Source organism: Arthrobacter sp. CAN_A2, assembly GCF_015752045.1.
GTDB lineage: Bacteria > Actinomycetota > Actinomycetes > Actinomycetales > Micrococcaceae > Arthrobacter_D.
On the sequence record NZ_JADOUS010000009.1, the window covers coordinates 1 to 15,231 of the forward strand.

General features: G+C 68.7%; 11 protein-coding genes and 2 pseudogenes. 9 read left to right on the forward strand and 4 right to left on the reverse strand.

All coding sequences use genetic code 11. The features are described 5' to 3' along the window. Positions 1-26 precede the first annotated feature (26 nt). The gene (locus IWX63_RS12510; protein WP_334685848.1) at positions 27-1,073 is read right to left on the reverse strand and encodes an IS110 family transposase; all 1,047 of its coding nucleotides are present in this window, start codon (positions 1,071-1,073) and stop codon (positions 27-29) included. Between the two features lie 300 nt (positions 1,074-1,373). Further along, positions 1,374-2,561 (reverse strand): annotated as a pseudogene (locus IWX63_RS12515) (ISL3 family transposase); the annotation flags it as partial. Positions 2,562-2,680: 119 nt separating this feature from the next. Between IWX63_RS12515 and IWX63_RS12520 the strand changes: the two are divergent. Then, positions 2,681-3,316: pseudogene (locus IWX63_RS12520) on the forward strand (IS3 family transposase); the annotation flags it as partial. 413 nt (positions 3,317-3,729) lie between these two features. On the opposite strand, the gene IWX63_RS12525 reads toward IWX63_RS12520, so the two are convergent. Continuing rightward, positions 3,730-4,017, reverse strand: coding sequence for a hypothetical protein (locus IWX63_RS12525; RefSeq protein ID WP_199278505.1), 288 nt, complete (start codon positions 4,015-4,017; stop codon positions 3,730-3,732). A 442-nt stretch (positions 4,018-4,459) separates the two neighbouring features. Beyond that, a complete protein-coding gene (locus tag IWX63_RS12530) occupies positions 4,460-5,107 on the reverse strand; it encodes an MBL fold metallo-hydrolase (RefSeq protein ID WP_199278506.1) in 648 nt (215 codons plus the stop codon). A gap of 126 nt (positions 5,108-5,233) precedes the next feature. Here IWX63_RS12530 and IWX63_RS12535 point away from each other — a divergent pair, with 126 nt between their 5' ends. The 8 genes from IWX63_RS12535 to whiA all read left to right on the forward strand — a co-directional run bounded on the left by IWX63_RS12535 (position 5,234) and on the right by whiA (position 15,185). Further along, on the forward strand, positions 5,234-5,611 hold the full coding sequence (locus tag IWX63_RS12535; RefSeq protein ID WP_199278507.1) for a GntR family transcriptional regulator: 378 nt from the start codon (positions 5,234-5,236) through the stop codon (positions 5,609-5,611). Between the two features lie 85 nt (positions 5,612-5,696). Continuing rightward, positions 5,697-8,609, forward strand: a complete 2,913-nt coding sequence (gene uvrA, locus IWX63_RS12540; protein WP_199278508.1) for an excinuclease ABC subunit UvrA — start codon at positions 5,697-5,699, stop codon at positions 8,607-8,609. 92 nt (positions 8,610-8,701) lie between these two features. After that, positions 8,702-9,367 carry an HAD hydrolase-like protein gene (locus tag IWX63_RS12545; protein ID WP_334685865.1) on the forward strand — a complete coding sequence of 222 codons (666 nt, stop codon included), beginning with the start codon at positions 8,702-8,704 and terminating at the stop codon, positions 9,365-9,367. Beyond that, entirely contained in the window at positions 9,354-10,022 is a 669-nt protein-coding gene (locus IWX63_RS12550) for a lysophospholipid acyltransferase family protein (protein WP_199278510.1), read from the forward strand. Before IWX63_RS12545 ends, IWX63_RS12550 begins: the two co-directional genes overlap by 14 nt. 95 nt (positions 10,023-10,117) lie before the next feature. Then, complete coding sequence (uvrC, locus tag IWX63_RS12555) at positions 10,118-12,154, forward strand: excinuclease ABC subunit UvrC (RefSeq protein WP_199278511.1); 2,037 nt, start codon at positions 10,118-10,120, stop codon at positions 12,152-12,154. A gap of 115 nt (positions 12,155-12,269) precedes the next feature. Continuing rightward, positions 12,270-13,169 carry an RNase adapter RapZ gene (gene rapZ, locus IWX63_RS12560; protein WP_199278512.1) on the forward strand — a complete coding sequence of 300 codons (900 nt, stop codon included), beginning with the start codon at positions 12,270-12,272 and terminating at the stop codon, positions 13,167-13,169. Next, positions 13,169-14,194 (forward strand): gluconeogenesis factor YvcK family protein, encoded by a 1,026-nt coding sequence (locus IWX63_RS12565; protein ID WP_199278513.1) that lies wholly within the window; start codon positions 13,169-13,171, stop codon positions 14,192-14,194. The genes rapZ and IWX63_RS12565 overlap by 1 nt, the downstream gene beginning before the upstream one ends. 10 nt (positions 14,195-14,204) lie before the next feature. Next, complete coding sequence (gene whiA, locus IWX63_RS12570; RefSeq protein ID WP_199278514.1) at positions 14,205-15,185, forward strand: DNA-binding protein WhiA; 981 nt, start codon at positions 14,205-14,207, stop codon at positions 15,183-15,185. Positions 15,186-15,231 lie beyond the last annotated feature (46 nt).

A 15,231-nucleotide genomic window follows, 5' to 3' on the forward strand; every position in this document is an offset into this window, starting at 1 on the left:
ACTTCACCAACTACAGACTCCGCTGCCTACTCGCTGCCGGCGGCCACCGCCCCTACCGCGCGAAACGAACCAACCACGCCTAAATGCGAAGGGCCGGTATTGCCTTGTGCTGTCCGTCGTTCGACGTACGTGCAGGTGCGGGGGTCCATGCGCATCCGGGTGACGATGGCCATGTGTAGTGCCCGGTTCAGGCGGCGGTCGCCTCCGCGGTTGATTCGATGACGCGTGGTGTTGCCTGAGGACGCGGGGATGGGGTTCACGCCGGCGAGACTGGCGAAGGCTGCTTCATTGCGGATACGGCCCAGATGAGACCACGAGGTCAGTGCCACGGCCGCGGTGATGGGTCCGATACCGGGCTGGTCGAGGAGGCTGCTGGCAGGGCTCCGCCGGATCAGGACGGTGATTCGCTGGGTGATTTCTTTGAGGTCCTTATCCAAAGTCGCGACGCGCTTGGCGAGTCGGATGGCTTCCCAGCGTGCCGTTGCTTCGGCGAGGTCCTCCTTCCGGGACCGCCAGGCGGCGATGGTGGTGATCTGCCCGGCGGTCAGTGGGCGCCGGGCGTCGATGTCGAGGTCGCTCACACGAAGCAGCGCTGTCAGGGCATTGATCGTCGCGGTGCGTTCTGTACTCATGTGGTCCCGGGAGGCAAGCAGGATCCGGACGGCTGCTCGCACTCCGTCGTCTGATCGTGGGTGCCGCAGCTGAGTCACGTCCACGGGAAGGGCAGCTGCGGCAATGCGATAAGCATCGAGCGGATCGGATTTACCGATTCCCCGGTTCGCTCGCGCATTCATCCGCGGCGCTTCGACGACGAGGTATCCGGCGTCGACGGCGACTCGAGTGAGCCTGGCACCGTAGGTTCCGGTGCCCTCGATCACCCAGAGCGCGTCGAGGTCGCCTCCGGTACGGCGATTGACCCATGCGAGGGCTCGCGTGAGACCGGCTGGTGTTGCTGGGAACTGGGCTTCGTCGATCTTCTCGCCGTGAGGGCCGGCCAGGATCGAGAGAGCATGGTTGCGGGCGTGGGTGTCCACGCCGATGACGAATGGGTGTGTATGCGCGACGATAGCCATGGCGACCGACGCTCCTTCCTTGAGACGGATCGGGTCATGGTCGCCAAGCGGCCGGTACCGGTCCGGGGAGAAGTCACTCCGGGACAAATCTGTGATGAGCCACGACCGAGTAGGTCGGGCAGTCTCCTGATCAAGTCACCGAGGTGGGCCGGATAGGTGCCGGCCGCGCCAGTCCGGGCGGACAATTCAATGGGAAGACACCGCGACTGCGGGCCAATTGCCTCGAGAGTCACGCTCGGATCGACACGACCAACACCATCCTGACCAGCCAGTCCCAGACCGGCTACCCCCACACTCACAGATCGCCTCGGTGGGGCCGTTGCTGGTGCCGGGGCGGTCGAAGAACGCGAGGACGTCCGCGGCGCGCTGTTTCAGGGTCCGGCCGAGACGGCGAACCTCGGTCAGCGCGGCCGGGACGCCGCTGGTGACCGCGTTGATGACGGCCCGCATCATGTCCTTGCCGCGTCTCTTGTCCGGTTCCCGGTAGGCGGCGACGATCCGCTGATAGATGCCCCGCGTCGCTTCGACCTCGAGGTGTTCCTCGGTCGCGAAGACAGCATCAAGGCGTGTGTTCTGTTTGTCGGTGAGCAGGTCCGCGCCGGTATGCAGGGTCCGCCGGGCACGATACAGCGGATCCCCGGCCCTGCCCCGATGCCCGGTGGTGGCCTGCTGGACGCGTTGCCGGCACCGGTCCAGGCCGTCGCCGGCGAGTCGGACCACGTGGAACGGGTCCATGACCGGTACCGCGTCCGGGAGCTCTTCGGAGGCGGCGGTTTTGAACCCGGTGAACCCATCCATCGCCACGACTTCCACGCCGTCCCGCCAGGCCTGCGGCCGGTCGGCGAGCCATTGCTTGAACACCTGCTTGGATCGGCCCTCAACCATGTCCAGTAGCCGTGCCGGGCCCGTCTTCTTGCGGATCGGCGTCAGATCGATGATGACCGTGACGTATTTGTCGCCGCGCCGGGTATGCCGCCACACGTGCTCATCGACGCCGATCGCACTCACCCCGTCGAACCGGTGCGGGTCATCGATCAAGTGGCGCTTGCCCTCGGTCAGGACCGCGCTGTTCGCGGCACTCCAGGACACGTCGAGCCCGGCCGCGACCCGAGACACGGTGAGGTGATCGACCACGATCGCGAACAGCGCCCACCGCACTCCGCGACGGGAGATCTTCGCCCGACGCTTAGCGGCCAGATCTGTGTCCTGCCGCCAGGTGCGACCGCAGTGCCCGCACCGGTAACGGCGCACCCGCACCAGCAGGGTCGTGGGCCGGTGTCCGAACGGTTCATGCGCCAAACGGCGCGTCACGGTGTCCCGCGGGGTGCCTTCGGTCCCGCATCCGCGGCACCACGGATCCGACTCAAGGACACGGCACTCGATCACCGCCCGCCCAGGGTCCAGATGCTGCCCGATGGCTATCAGGCCGAGCTCGTCGAGGCGGCAGAACGTCGTCAGATCAGGGCGAACAAAGGTAGCGTTGAACACGTCGAGGTCTTTCGGATGGCGAGCGTAGGAACTTCCATGATCGGAAGGCCTCGACGCCTATCCCGTGACCGACGCGCCCACCCCGACCACTCCGCCCGCACTCTCAATTACGAAGAGCCATCAAAGGAGCAACGAGGACGAAGCGGGTGAAGACCACGCGGCCGGATCCGGTCGCAATAAGACACCCGGATCTGGTGAAACGACATTTCACTGCAACGGCGCCGAACCGGCTGTGGGTGACCGACCTGACCTTCGTCCCGACGTGGGCCGGCGTCGCGTACGTCTGCTTCATCATCGACGCGTACTCGCGGATGATCGTCGGTTGGCGGTGCGCGTCGCACATGCGCACCGAGATGGTCCTCGACGCGATCGAGATGGCTCGCTGGTCACGAGGTACTCACCACGAGGATCTTCGGTGCCACAGCGACGCGGGCAGCCAATTCACGTCGATTCGCTACGGGGAACGCCTCGCGGAAATTGGTGCGACGCCTTCGATCGGGACCGTCGGCGATAGCTATGACAACGCCCTGGCGGAGACGGTGAACGGATACTACAAGACCGAACTCGTCCGTGGTCCAGCCCGCCCTGGTCCGTGGAAAACGGTCGAGGACCTCGAGCTAGCGACCCTCGGATGGGTTCACTGGCACAACACCCAACGCCTCCACGGCTACCTCGACGATGTCCCACCCGCGGAGTTCGAGCAGGCGTTCTATGCTGGCCAAACCAACCACAATCAGCTGCTGGGAATCACATAACGCGAGTCTCCATCAAACCCAGAGCGGTTCAGAGGGTGGCACAAACGACCCGTTGGGCACTGCGTGGTTGTGCAACAGGCAGTGGGCTTGAGGGTGGGGTGCACGGCACGTGCGAATCGTCGTCGTCGGTTTGCAGTGAGTGCCACGGATTTTGCTAACCCCTTGTATGTGCGCCCGTGTGTATCGCCGGCTGCCCACCGGCCGTCCAGTCAAAGGCCCCATTGGTCGGACGGAGGTCAGGGCGTGGTGATAGGTCGGTGGGGCCAGCATCGGTGGGGGAGTCCGCAACAACGTCGCGTCCCAGCAATGCATCTCACCTCGGATGTTCTCGACAAAGCAGAAGAAGATCCCCCGATGAGTACGAGGAACGCGGGTCCGGGTACCGTTCATCCCCGGAAGGGACTGCTTGCTGGTCAAGCGGAGCAACGATCCTGCAGTTCCTGGGCTTTGCGCACCACACTGATCAGTGATTCGTCGCCCTGCCGGAAGCTCTCGACAGCATCACGGAACTCAGCGATTTGGCTGGCCAGCTCCGGCGGGGCTGTCTTGGCGATCTCATCGATTTCGAAGAGCAGGCCCAGCGGGTCTGTGCCTAACTGTTCTGGTGCTGTGCGCACCACCGCGACGATGCGAGCACACACGTCGTCGACGGTGTCGACGGCCGGGTCGGTGGCTGACTCGCCGGAGGGTGCCGAACTCATCGGTGATTCTGCGGCGGGTTGCCCGGCATCGGGTGGTGGGTCGGCGAACGAGCAACCGGTAAGGACCAGCAGTACGGCGGTCGTGGACAGGGCTCGAGCCACCCTGGATCGGGTAGCACGCAGTGTCGGCACGACGGATTTCCTATTCGGATCGGATAACGCGGTCAACGCATGACGAGCGTCTCATCCTACTGCGCATCAGCCCCGAAACGGTCTCGCAATCGATCTCACGCCTGGAAGTTGTTCTGCTCGAGACTGTCCGATAACCGGCGTTTGAGGTCCGGCCAGAGCGTGACTCCTCCTGAGCGGCCGAGGCGTGGGTACTCGGCTCGAAGACATGCATGCATGTCTTCGGTGCGGATGTCCAGGCGCCCTGCGTCGCCCGGGGGGCGTGTCCCCCTTCCGCGTGACCGGCCGCCGACACGCTCGGCGAGGGCGGTCATCAGCCGCGGTCGCGCCATTCCACCAGGTGCGGGCGCTCCGCCCCGAGCGTGGTGCCCCTGCCGTGGCCCGGGTGCACGAGGGTGTCGTCGGGCAGGTCATCGAAGATCCGGGTGACCACGTCCTCGTACAGCGACGCGAAGCGGTCGGGATCGCCCTGCGTGTTGCCGAGGCCGCCGGGGAACAGAGAGTCGCCCGTGAAGAGGTGCGCGGGCCCGTGGGGGTCGCGGTACAGGAGCGCGACCGAGCCGGGCGTGTGCCCGCGCAGGTGGATGGCTTCCAGCTCGAAGCCCTCGAAGGACCCCACGTCGTGGTGCTTCAGCGGGACGTCCGTCGCCACGGCGATGTCGGCGACGTCGTCCTCCCCGGCCGCGGTGCGGGCCTTCGTGGACTCCCTGACCTCGGCCAGCGCCCGGACGTGGTCCCAGTGCGAATGGGTCGTGACGATCAGCGCGACACGCGCCTCGGCGTCGGTGTCCTCCTGCGCGTCGGCCAGGAGCCCGAGGATCGCCGGGGCGTCGTCGGCGGCGTCGATCAGCACCTGGGCGCCACTCGACTTCGAGGTGAGCAGGTACACGTTGTTGTCCATCTCGGACACGGAGATGCTGCGGATCGTCAGTGCGCTGAGGTCATGCAGGGGCTCGGTCATGAGCACAGTGTAGGCAGGGCGTCCGGGCACCGGGCGAGCGGGCCCGGCGGAGGGTCCCCACGGCGGTAGGGTCTCAGGAGGACGGGCCGGTCGGGGCCCTCGGATCCGTGACGGAAGGAACAGGGCGTGGAGCAGGGCATCCCCCGGTGGCTCAGGCTGGACAGGCAGAGCACCGTGCCGCCGTTCGAGCAGATCAAACAGGCAATCCTGGACGCAGCCAATTCCGGCGAGGCCGCCGTCGGCACGCGCCTGCCGCCCGTGCGCGGCCTCGCCACCCACCTCGGCGTCGCCGCCAACACCGTGGCCCGTGTGTACCGCGAACTGGAGCAGGCCGACGTCGTCGCGACCAGGGGCCGGGCCGGGACCGTCATCGCCGCCGGAGGAGACACCGCCCGGCGCCGGGTGGCCGACGCCGCCGACGGGTTCGCCGCCGTCGTCCGCTCCACGGGGGTGCCGGAGGCCGAAGCCGTCGCCATGGTGAGGGCGGCATTGCGCCGAGCGTGAACGGCACGATCGGAGCCCCCGCACCAGCGCGGATCCGGGACTATTCGAATATGCTTTCGAACGGCTTTTCTCATACAGTTGTCTGGTGTCTATAGCAAATTCTCTTGAGCAGCACGCCCACAATCCGGAGCCCGCTCCCCAGGACCTGTCCCGGCTGATCGTCAAGGGTGCACGCGAACACAACCTGCGGAACGTCGATCTCGACCTCCCGCGCGACGCCATGATCGTCTTCACCGGCCTCTCCGGATCGGGCAAGTCCTCGCTCGCGTTCGACACCATCTTCGCGGAGGGACAGCGGCGCTACGTCGAATCGCTGTCCGCGTACGCACGGCAGTTCCTGGGGCAGGTGGACAAGCCCGACGTCGACTTCATCGAGGGCCTCTCGCCCGCGGTCTCGATCGACCAGAAGTCCACGAGCAAGAACCCCCGCTCCACCGTGGGCACGATCACGGAGATCTACGACTACATGCGCCTGCTGTGGGCGCGCGTCGGACGCCCGCACTGCCCGGTCTGCGGCGAGCCGGTGGCCAAGCAGACCCCGCAGCAGATCGTGGACCAGCTCCTCGAACTCGAGGAGGGGACGCGCTTCCAGGTCCTCGCGCCCGTGGTCCGGGCCCGCAAGGGCGAGTTCGTCGACCTCTTCCAGGAGCTCACGGCCAAGGGCTACTCGCGGGCCCGGGTGGACGGCAAGCTGATCCAGCTCAGCGATCCGCCCAAGCTGGGCAAGCAGTACAAGCACACCATCGAGGTCATCATCGACCGCCTCGTGGTGAAGAGCGGCATCCGGCAGCGCCTCACCGACTCCGTCGAGACGGCCCTCAAGCTCGCCGACGGCCGTGTCCTCGCCGAGTTCGTGGACCTTCCCGAGGACGACGCCAAGCGCCTGCACGCCTTCTCCGAACACCTGGCCTGCCCCAACGAGCACCCGCTGGCCATCGACGAGGTCGAGCCGCGGTCCTTCTCGTTCAACAACCCCTTCGGTGCCTGCCCCGCCTGCACGGGCATCGGCACCAAGCTCGAGGTCGACGAGGAACTCGTGGTCCCCAACCCCGACCTCAGCCTCGCCGACGGCGCGATCGCGCCCTGGTCGCTCGGGACGGCGACCCTCGAGTACTGGACGCGGCTGCTCCAGGGCCTCGCCTCCGAGCTGAACTTCGACGTCACCACGCCCTGGCGCAAGCTGCCGGACCGCGCCCGCGAGGCCGCGCTGTACGGCAAGGACCACAAGGTCGTCGTGCAGTACAAGAACCGGTTCGGCCGGGAGCGGAAGTACAGCACGGGCTTCGAGGGCGCCATCCAGTACATCCAGCGCAAGCACACGGAGACGGAGTCCGAGGCCTCGCGGGACCGCTACGAGGAGTACATGCGGGAGATCCCGTGCCCCACCTGCGGCGGCGCCCGGCTGAACCCGGCCTCGCTCTCGGTGCTGATCAACGGCCGCAACATCGCCGAGGTCTCCGCGATGCCGATGCGGGACTGCGCGGACTTCCTCGACAACCTCGTCCTGACCGGCCGCGAGGCCCAGATCGCCAACCAGGTGCTCAAGGAGATCCAGGCGCGCCTGACGTTCCTCCTCGACGTCGGACTCGAATACCTCAACCTCGAGCGAGCCTCCGGGACCCTGTCCGGTGGCGAGGCCCAGCGCATCCGCCTCGCCACCCAGATCGGCTCCGGCCTCGTCGGCGTGCTCTACGTCCTCGACGAGCCGTCCATCGGCCTGCACCAGCGCGACAACCGCCGGCTCATCGAGACGCTGACGCGCCTGCGGAACCTCGGCAACACGCTCATCGTCGTCGAGCACGACGAGGACACCATCGCCGAGGCGGACTGGATCGTGGACATCGGCCCGGGCGCGGGCGAGCACGGCGGCGAGGTGGTGCACTCCGGCCTCCTCGAGGACCTGCTCACCAACGAGAGGTCGCTGACCGGCGACTACCTCTCGGGGCGCCGGAAGATCGAGATCCCGAAGAAGCGCCGGAAGATCGACCGGTCACGCCAGCTGAAGGTGATCGGCGCCCGCGAGCACAACCTCACGAACGTCGACGCCACGATCCCCCTCGGGGTGCTCACCGCCGTCACCGGCGTCAGCGGGTCGGGCAAGTCGACCCTCGTCAACGACATCCTCTACAAGGTGCTCGCCAACAAGCTCAACGGAGCCAAGCAGGTGGCCGGGCGGCACAAGCGGATCGACGGGCTGGAGCACCTCGACAAGGTCATCCACGTGGACCAGAGCCCCATCGGCCGCACCCCGCGCTCCAACCCCGCGACCTACACGGGCGTCTTCGACAACATCCGGAAGCTCTTCGCCGAGACCACCGAGGCGAAGGTCCGCGGCTACCTGCCCGGGCGGTTCTCCTTCAACGTCAAGGGCGGCCGCTGCGAGGCGTGCTCCGGCGACGGCACGCTGAAGATCGAGATGAACTTCCTGCCCGACGTCTACGTCCCCTGCGAGGTGTGCCACGGGGCGCGGTACAACCGCGAGACGCTCGAGGTGCACTACAAGGGAAAGACCATCGCCGATGTCCTGAACATGCCGATCGAGGAAGGGGCCGAGTTCTTCGCGGCCTTCAGCCCGATCGCCCGGCACCTGAACACCCTCGTGGAGGTGGGCCTCGGCTACGTCCGGCTCGGACAGCCCGCCACCACGCTCTCCGGCGGCGAGGCGCAGCGCGTGAAACTCGCGAGCGAGCTGCAGAAGCGCTCCAACGGACGCAGCATCTACGTCCTCGACGAGCCGACCACCGGCCTGCACTTCGAGGATATCCGCAAGCTCCTGCTGGTGCTGCAGGGCCTCGTGGACAAGGGCAACACCGTCATCACGATCGAGCACAACCTCGACGTCATCAAGAGCGCGGACTGGGTGATCGACCTCGGGCCCGACGGCGGTTCCGGCGGCGGGCAGATCATCGCGACCGGGACGCCGGAGCAGGTCTCGAAGAACGAGCGCAGTTACACGGGCACGTTCCTGAAGGAACTCTTCGCCAAGGCCGCCGGGTAGCGGCACTGCTATCGGTCCGGCGCCGGACGACCAGGGAAAGCAGGGATGACCCCTGCCCTCCGGTGCTATGGCAAGCTTGCCCGGTGGCAGATATGCGTTCGCTGATCCTCTTCGACCTCGACGGAACCCTCGTCGACCCGGCAGGAGCGATCACCGGAGGCATCAGTTCCGCCCTGCAGCACCACGGATTCCCCGTCCCGCCGGATGACGCGCTCCAGGCGATGATCGGGCCGTCCCTGGTCCACTCGCTGACCGCGACCGCCGGCGTGCCCGCCTCGCGGGTCCCCGACGTCGTCGCGACCTACCGCGCCGGCTACGTGGCCACCGGCATGTCCCGCAGCCGCCCCTACCCGGGGATCGATCGGTGCGTGGAAGCACTGCTCGACGGCGGTGCGACCGTCGCGGTCGCCACCCAGAAGCCCGAGTGGCTGGCCGAGGAACTCCTCGCCGTCCAGGGACTCCGGCACCTCTTCTCCTCCGTCCACGGCTCACCGCGGGACGAGGCAGCGACGTCCGGAGGCAAGACCCCCATCATCCGGGCCGCCCTCGAGCACCACGGGTTCGACGCCGCCACCCCGGGTCGTGCCGTGATGGTGGGCGACCGCCGCCATGACGTCGAGGGCGCCACGGCGAACGGACTGGCCTGCATCGGCGTCGCCTGGGGCTTCGCCGCGCCCGGCGAGCTGGAATCCGCCGGGGCGGCCGCCGTCGTCGGGTCCGCCGACGCGCTGCTGGAGGTGCTCCGTGGGCATCTATGACCTGACCCGCAGCGCCACGCGCGGCCTGATCGCCGGCCTGTGTCGGCCCACCGTCGAAGGGCTCCGCAACGTGCCGGAGGACGGCCCGTTCATCGTCGCCCCGAACCACCTGTCCTTCCTCGACAGCGTCCTGGTGCAGGCCCTCATGCCCCGACCGGTGGCGTTCTTCGCGAAGGCCGAGTACTTCACCGGGACAGGGGTGAAGGGAGCCCTCATGAAAGGGTTCTTCGAAGGTGTGGGGTCCATCCCCGTCGAACGCGGCCAGCAGGCCGCGAGCGTGCAGGCGCTCAGGACGCTGCTGGACCTCCTCGAGCAGGGCGACGGCGTCGGCATCTACCCGGAGGGGACCCGCTCGCGTGACGGGCGGCTGTACCGGGGGAGGACCGGCGTCGGCTGGCTCGCGCTGACCACCGGGGCGCCCGTGCTGCCCGTCGGCCTGATCGGCACCGACGCGCTGCAGCCGGCAGGCGGGAAGGGCCTCCGACCCCAGCACTTCACCCTGCGCATCGGGGAGCCGCTCGTCTTCGCGAAGACCGGACCGGGACACCCGCTGCCCGCGCGCCGGAGCGCGACCGACGCCATCATGGACGGCATCGCCGCACTGACGGGCCAGGAGCGCGTGGGCTCCTACAACCAGAGTCCCCCCGCGGAGTAGCGCGTCCGCCGATCGGTCGTGCGGCCCGTCAGCGGTGAGCGGAACGCCGGGCTCCGGGTGGGGTGGTGTCACCGCCCGGCCCTAGGATGAAGGACGTGGCGAACCCAGTAACCTACCGGCCGAAGACAGGCGAGATCCCCGTCGACCCGGGCGTCTACCGCTTCCGCGACGAGCATGGCCGGGTCATCTATGTGGGCAAGGCCAAGAACCTCCGCTCGCGCCTGAATTCCTATTTCGCCAGCCCCCAGGGTCTGCTGGCCAAGACGCGCCGCATGGTGTTCACCGCGGCGAGCGTCGAGTGGACCGTCGTCGGGAGCGAGCTCGAGGCGCTGCAGCTCGAGTACACGTGGATCAAGGAGTTCAATCCGCAGTTCAACGTGATGTTCCGCGACGACAAGTCCTACCCCTACCTGGCCGTGACCATGGGGGAGAAGTACCCGCGCGTGCAGGTCATGCGCGGTGACAAGAAGAAGGACACGCGCTACTTCGGGCCGTTCTACCCCGCGAAGGCCATCCGCGAGACCGTGGACACGATGCTCCGCGTCTTCCCGGTCCGTACCTGCAGCACCGGGGTGTTCAAGCGCGCGGAACGCTCCGGCCGCCCCTGCCTCCTCGGGTACATCGACAAGTGCTCGGCGCCGTGTGTGGGGCGCATCAGCCCGGAGGACCACAAGGCCCTCGCCGGCGAGTTCTGCGACTTCATGTCCGGGGAGGCGAAGAAGTTCATCGCCGGCCTGGAGCGGAAGATGGGCGAGGCGGTCGCCGAACTGGACTACGAGTCCGCGGCCCGCCTCCGTGACGACATCGCCGCCCTCCGCCGGGTCTTCGAACGCAACACCGTCGTCCTCAGCGAGGACACCGACGCCGACATCTTCGCCCTCAAGGAGGACGACCTGGAGGCCGCGGCCCAGGTCTTCCACGTCCGTGGCGGCCGCATCAGGGGCCAGCGCGGCTGGGTCGTGGAGAAGGTCGAGGACATGGACACCTCGGACCTCGTGGAGCACCTGCTGCAGCAGGTGTACGGCGAGGGCAGCGGCAGCAACGAACAGATCCCGCGCGAGGTCCTCGTGCCGGTCCTGCCCAGCAACGAGGACCAGATGACCGAGTGGCTGCGGGGCCTGCGCGGCTCCCGGGTCGAGGTGAGGGTGCCGCAGCGCGGGGACAAGGCCACCCTCATGGGCACCGTCGAGCAGAATGCCGCGGACGCCCTGCGCCTGCACAAGAGCCGCCGGGCCGGCGACATCACCACGCGGTCCGCCGCACTGCAGGAGCTGCAGGAGGCGCTCGACCTGCCCCAGCCGCTGATGCGCATCGAGTGCTTCGACATCTCGCACGTGCAGGGCACCAACGTGGTCGCGTCCATGGTGGTCGTCGAGGACGGCCTCCCGCGGAAGTCCGAGTACCGCAAGTTCTCCATCACGGGCGACGCCGCACGGGACGACACCGCGTCCATGTACGACGTCATCTACCGCCGCTTCCGCAACTACCTCGTCGGGAAGGCCGGGGCGCCGCGTGACGCCGCCGCCCCCGACCCGGACGTCGACCCGGTCGACGACGCCGCGTCCGTCCTCGAGCACCCCGACGTCGACGACCGGGGCGAGCCCATCCGGGACACGACGACGGCGATCACGCGCAACCGGTTCGCCTACCCGCCGAACCTCGTCGTCGTCGACGGCGGCCCGCCCCAGGTGGCGGCCGCCGGCCGTGCGCTGCAGGACCTCGGGATCGACGACGTCTTCGTGGTCGGTCTCGCGAAGCGGCTGGAGGAGGTCTGGGTCCCGGACAGCGAGTTCCCGGTCGTCCTGCCGCGGGCGTCGGAGGGGCTGTTCCTGCTGCAGCGCATCCGCGACGAGGCGCACCGCTTCGCCATCACGTTCCACCGCCAGAAGCGCGGGAAGTCCATGACGGCGTCGGCGCTCGACGAGGTCGCCGGGCTGGGACCAGCCAAGCGCAAGGCCCTGCTCAAGCACTTCGGGTCGGTCAAGAAGATCCGTGCCGCCACGGTCGACGAGCTCGTCGGGGTCCCGGGCGTCGGCCCCGCCCTCGCCCGGACGATCCGCACGTCGCTCACGACGGACGAGGCAGCCGCCCCGGCCGTGAACATGGCCACGGGCGAGATCGTCGAGGATTAGCTAGGCTGAAGGCACGGCGGCCAGTCGTGCCGCCGGGAATGCACACACGTGAATGCACACACCAGGGAACGCCGGACCACCGGGAGCCCCGTCGAGCCGGAACGGATCCATCACGATGACTGAGGCCATGAGCCTGACGCCGGTCAAACCCACCGAGTCCGAACTGCTGGTGGTGACCGGTATGTCGGGCGCCGGCCGGAGCACGGCCGCCAACGCGCTCGAGGACCACGGCTGGTACGTCGTCGAGAACCTCCCGCCCCAGATGCTCACCACCCTGACGGAGCTCGTGGCGCGCACACCGCAGTCGATCCCGAAGCTGGCGGTCGTCGTCGACGTGCGCGGCAAGGAGCTCTTCAGCGACATCAAGGCGTCGCTGGACGCACTCCGGGCCGCGGGCGTCCACCACCGCGTCCTGTTCCTGGACGCCGACGACGACGTCCTGGTGCGGCGCTTCGAGCAGGGCCGCAGACCGCACCCCCTGCAGGGCGACGGCAGGATCCTGGACGGCATCGCCGCCGAGCGCGAGGTCCTGAAGGAGCTCAAGCACTCGTCCGACGTCGTGGTCGACACGACCAAGCTGAACGTGCATGCCCTCGCCACCACCGTGACGGAGCTGTTCTCCGATGCCGGTCCCATCGTGCTGCGCCTCAACGTCATGAGCTTCGGCTTCAAGTACGGGCTCCCCGTGGACGCCAACTACGTGGCCGACGTGCGCTTCATCCCGAATCCGCACTGGGTGCCGGCATTGCGCCCCCAGACGGGCCTCGACGCACCGGTGCGCGAGTACGTGCTCGGCGCGCAGGGCGCGGGGGACTTCATCGACCGGTACGTGAACGCCCTGGTCCCCGTCCTGGACGGGTACCGCCGTGAGAACAAGCACTACGCGACCATCGCCGTCGGCTGCACCGGCGGGAAGCACCGCTCGGTGGCCGTGACGGAGGAGATGGCCCAGCGGCTCGCGCAACTGCCCGGCGTGCAGGTCTCGGCCCACCACCGCGACCTCGGGCGTGAGTAGTGGCGGTGATCTCCGGACCGCTGCCGCTCGTCCCGCCGGCCGCGCGCCGCTCGGGTGAGGGCCAGGGCGCGGGTCCCTCGGTCGTCGCCCTCGGGGGCGGCCACGGGCTCTCGGCGTCCCTGTCGGCGCTGCGGCTGCTGACGCAGGACCTGACCGCGATCGTGACGGTGGCCGACGACGGCGGATCCTCCGGGCGGCTGCGGCGCGAACTCGGGGTGCTGCCCCCGGGCGACCTGCGGATGGCGCTGGCGGCCCTGTGCGACGACACCGACTGGGGACGCACCTGGCGTGACGTCATGCAGCACCGCTTCTCCTCCAGGAACGGTACGGAGGGATCGCTCAACGACCACGCCATGGGGAACCTCCTGATCGTCACGCTGTGGGAGCTGCTCGGCGACCCCGTCGCCGGCCTGCAGTGGGCGGGCGCGCTGCTCGGTGCGCGCGGCCGCGTCCTGCCCATGGCGAGCGTGCCCCTGACCATCGAGGGCGACGTGCTGAGCGAGGTCGGCGGGTCGCTGCGCGTCACGACGGTGTCCGGGCAGGCGAAGCTCGCGGTCGCCGCGGACACCGGCAACGTGAGCAACGTACGGCTGGTCCCCGACGACGCCCCGGCGTGCCAGGACGCCCTGGAGGCGGTCGAGCTGGCCGACTGGATCGTCCTCGGGCCCGGCTCCTGGTACACCTCGGTCCTGCCGCACCTGCTCCTGCCGGAACTGCGGGACGCACTGTGCCGCACCTCCGCCCGGCGGTGCCTCACCATGAACCTGAGCAACGACACCCGGGAGACCCTGGGCATGAGCGCCATCGACCACCTCACCGTGATCTCGCGGTACGCGCCGGAGCTGACGGTCGACGTCGTTCTCGTGGACCCCTCGGTGGTGGCGGACCGGAGGGAGTTCGAGAGAGCCGTCGCCGGGATGGGCGGGCGCGCCGTCTTCGGTAGAGTGGGAGTTTCGACCGGCAAACCCGTGCATGATCCGCTGCGGCTGGCGACGTCCTACAACGACATGTTCGGGGAGATCTAGGAGTGTATCTGTGGCCCTGACCGCCGACGTCAAAGAGGAGCTGTCGCACCTCGACGTCAAGAAGTCCTCGGTGCGCAAGGCCGAGGTGTCCGCGCTGCTGAGATTCGCCGGGGGACTCCATATCATCTCCGGCAGGATCGTCATCGAGGCCGAGGTGGACCTCGCGTCCACGGCCCGCCGGCTGCGCGCCGCCATCGCCGAGGTGTACGGCCACAACAGCGAGATCATCGTCGTGACCGGTGGCGGCCTCAAGCGTGGCAACCGCTACGTGGTGCGGGTGGTCCGCGACGGCGAGTCCCTCGCCCGCCAGACCGGGCTGCTCGACAGCCGGGGCCGGCCCGTCCGCGGCCTCCCGTCCGCCGTCGTCAACGGTTCGACGGCGGACGCCGAGGCGGTCTGGCGCGGTGCGTTCCTGGCCCGCGGGTCCCTGACCGAGCCGGGACGGTCCTCGTCGCTGGAGGTCACGTGCCCGGGACCGGAATCGGCCCTCGCCCTCGTGGGAGCGGCCCGCCGGCTCGACATCGCGGCGAAGGCCCGCGAGGTGCGTGGCGTCGACCGCGTGGTCATCCGCGACGGCGACACCATCGCCGCCCTCCTGACCCGCATGGGCGCCCACGATGCCCTCATGGTGTGGGAGGAGCGGCGCATGCGCAAGGAGGTCCGCGCCACCGCCAACCGCCTTGCCAACTTCGACGACGCCAACCTGCGCCGCTCGGCCCAGGCCGCCGTCGCCGCCGGGGCCCGCGTGGAGCGCGCCCTGGAGATCCTCGGGGAGGGCGTCCCCGACCACCTGCGCTACGCGGGCGAGTTGCGGGTGGCCCACAAGCAGGCGAGCCTCGACGAACTCGGCCGGCTCGCGGACCCCCCGATGACCAAGGACGCGATCGCCGGCCGGATCCGCCGCCTGCTCGCGATGGCGGACAAGAGGGCCTCGGACATCGGGATCCCGGGCACCGATGCGAATGTGACCGCGGACATGCTCGACGAGTGAGTTGAGTGCATAGGATGGAACAGCAAACCCGCTTCTGATCGAGCGG

Excerpts from the sequence above, each read along its gene's own strand:
- IWX63_RS12530 (WP_199278506.1), bottom strand. The coding sequence starts at position 5,107 with ATGACCGAGCCCCTGCATGACCTCAGCGCACTGACGATCCGCAGCATC.
- IWX63_RS12510 (WP_334685848.1), bottom strand. The coding sequence starts at position 1,073 with ATGGCTATCGTCGCGCATACACACCCATTCGTCATCGGCGTGGACACC.
- IWX63_RS12545 (WP_334685865.1), top strand. The coding sequence starts at position 8,702 with ATGCGTTCGCTGATCCTCTTCGACCTCGACGGAACCCTCGTCGACCCG.
- rapZ (WP_199278512.1), top strand. The coding sequence starts at position 12,270 with ATGACTGAGGCCATGAGCCTGACGCCGGTCAAACCCACCGAGTCCGAA.
- IWX63_RS12525 (WP_199278505.1), bottom strand. The coding sequence starts at position 4,017 with ATGAGTTCGGCACCCTCCGGCGAGTCAGCCACCGACCCGGCCGTCGAC.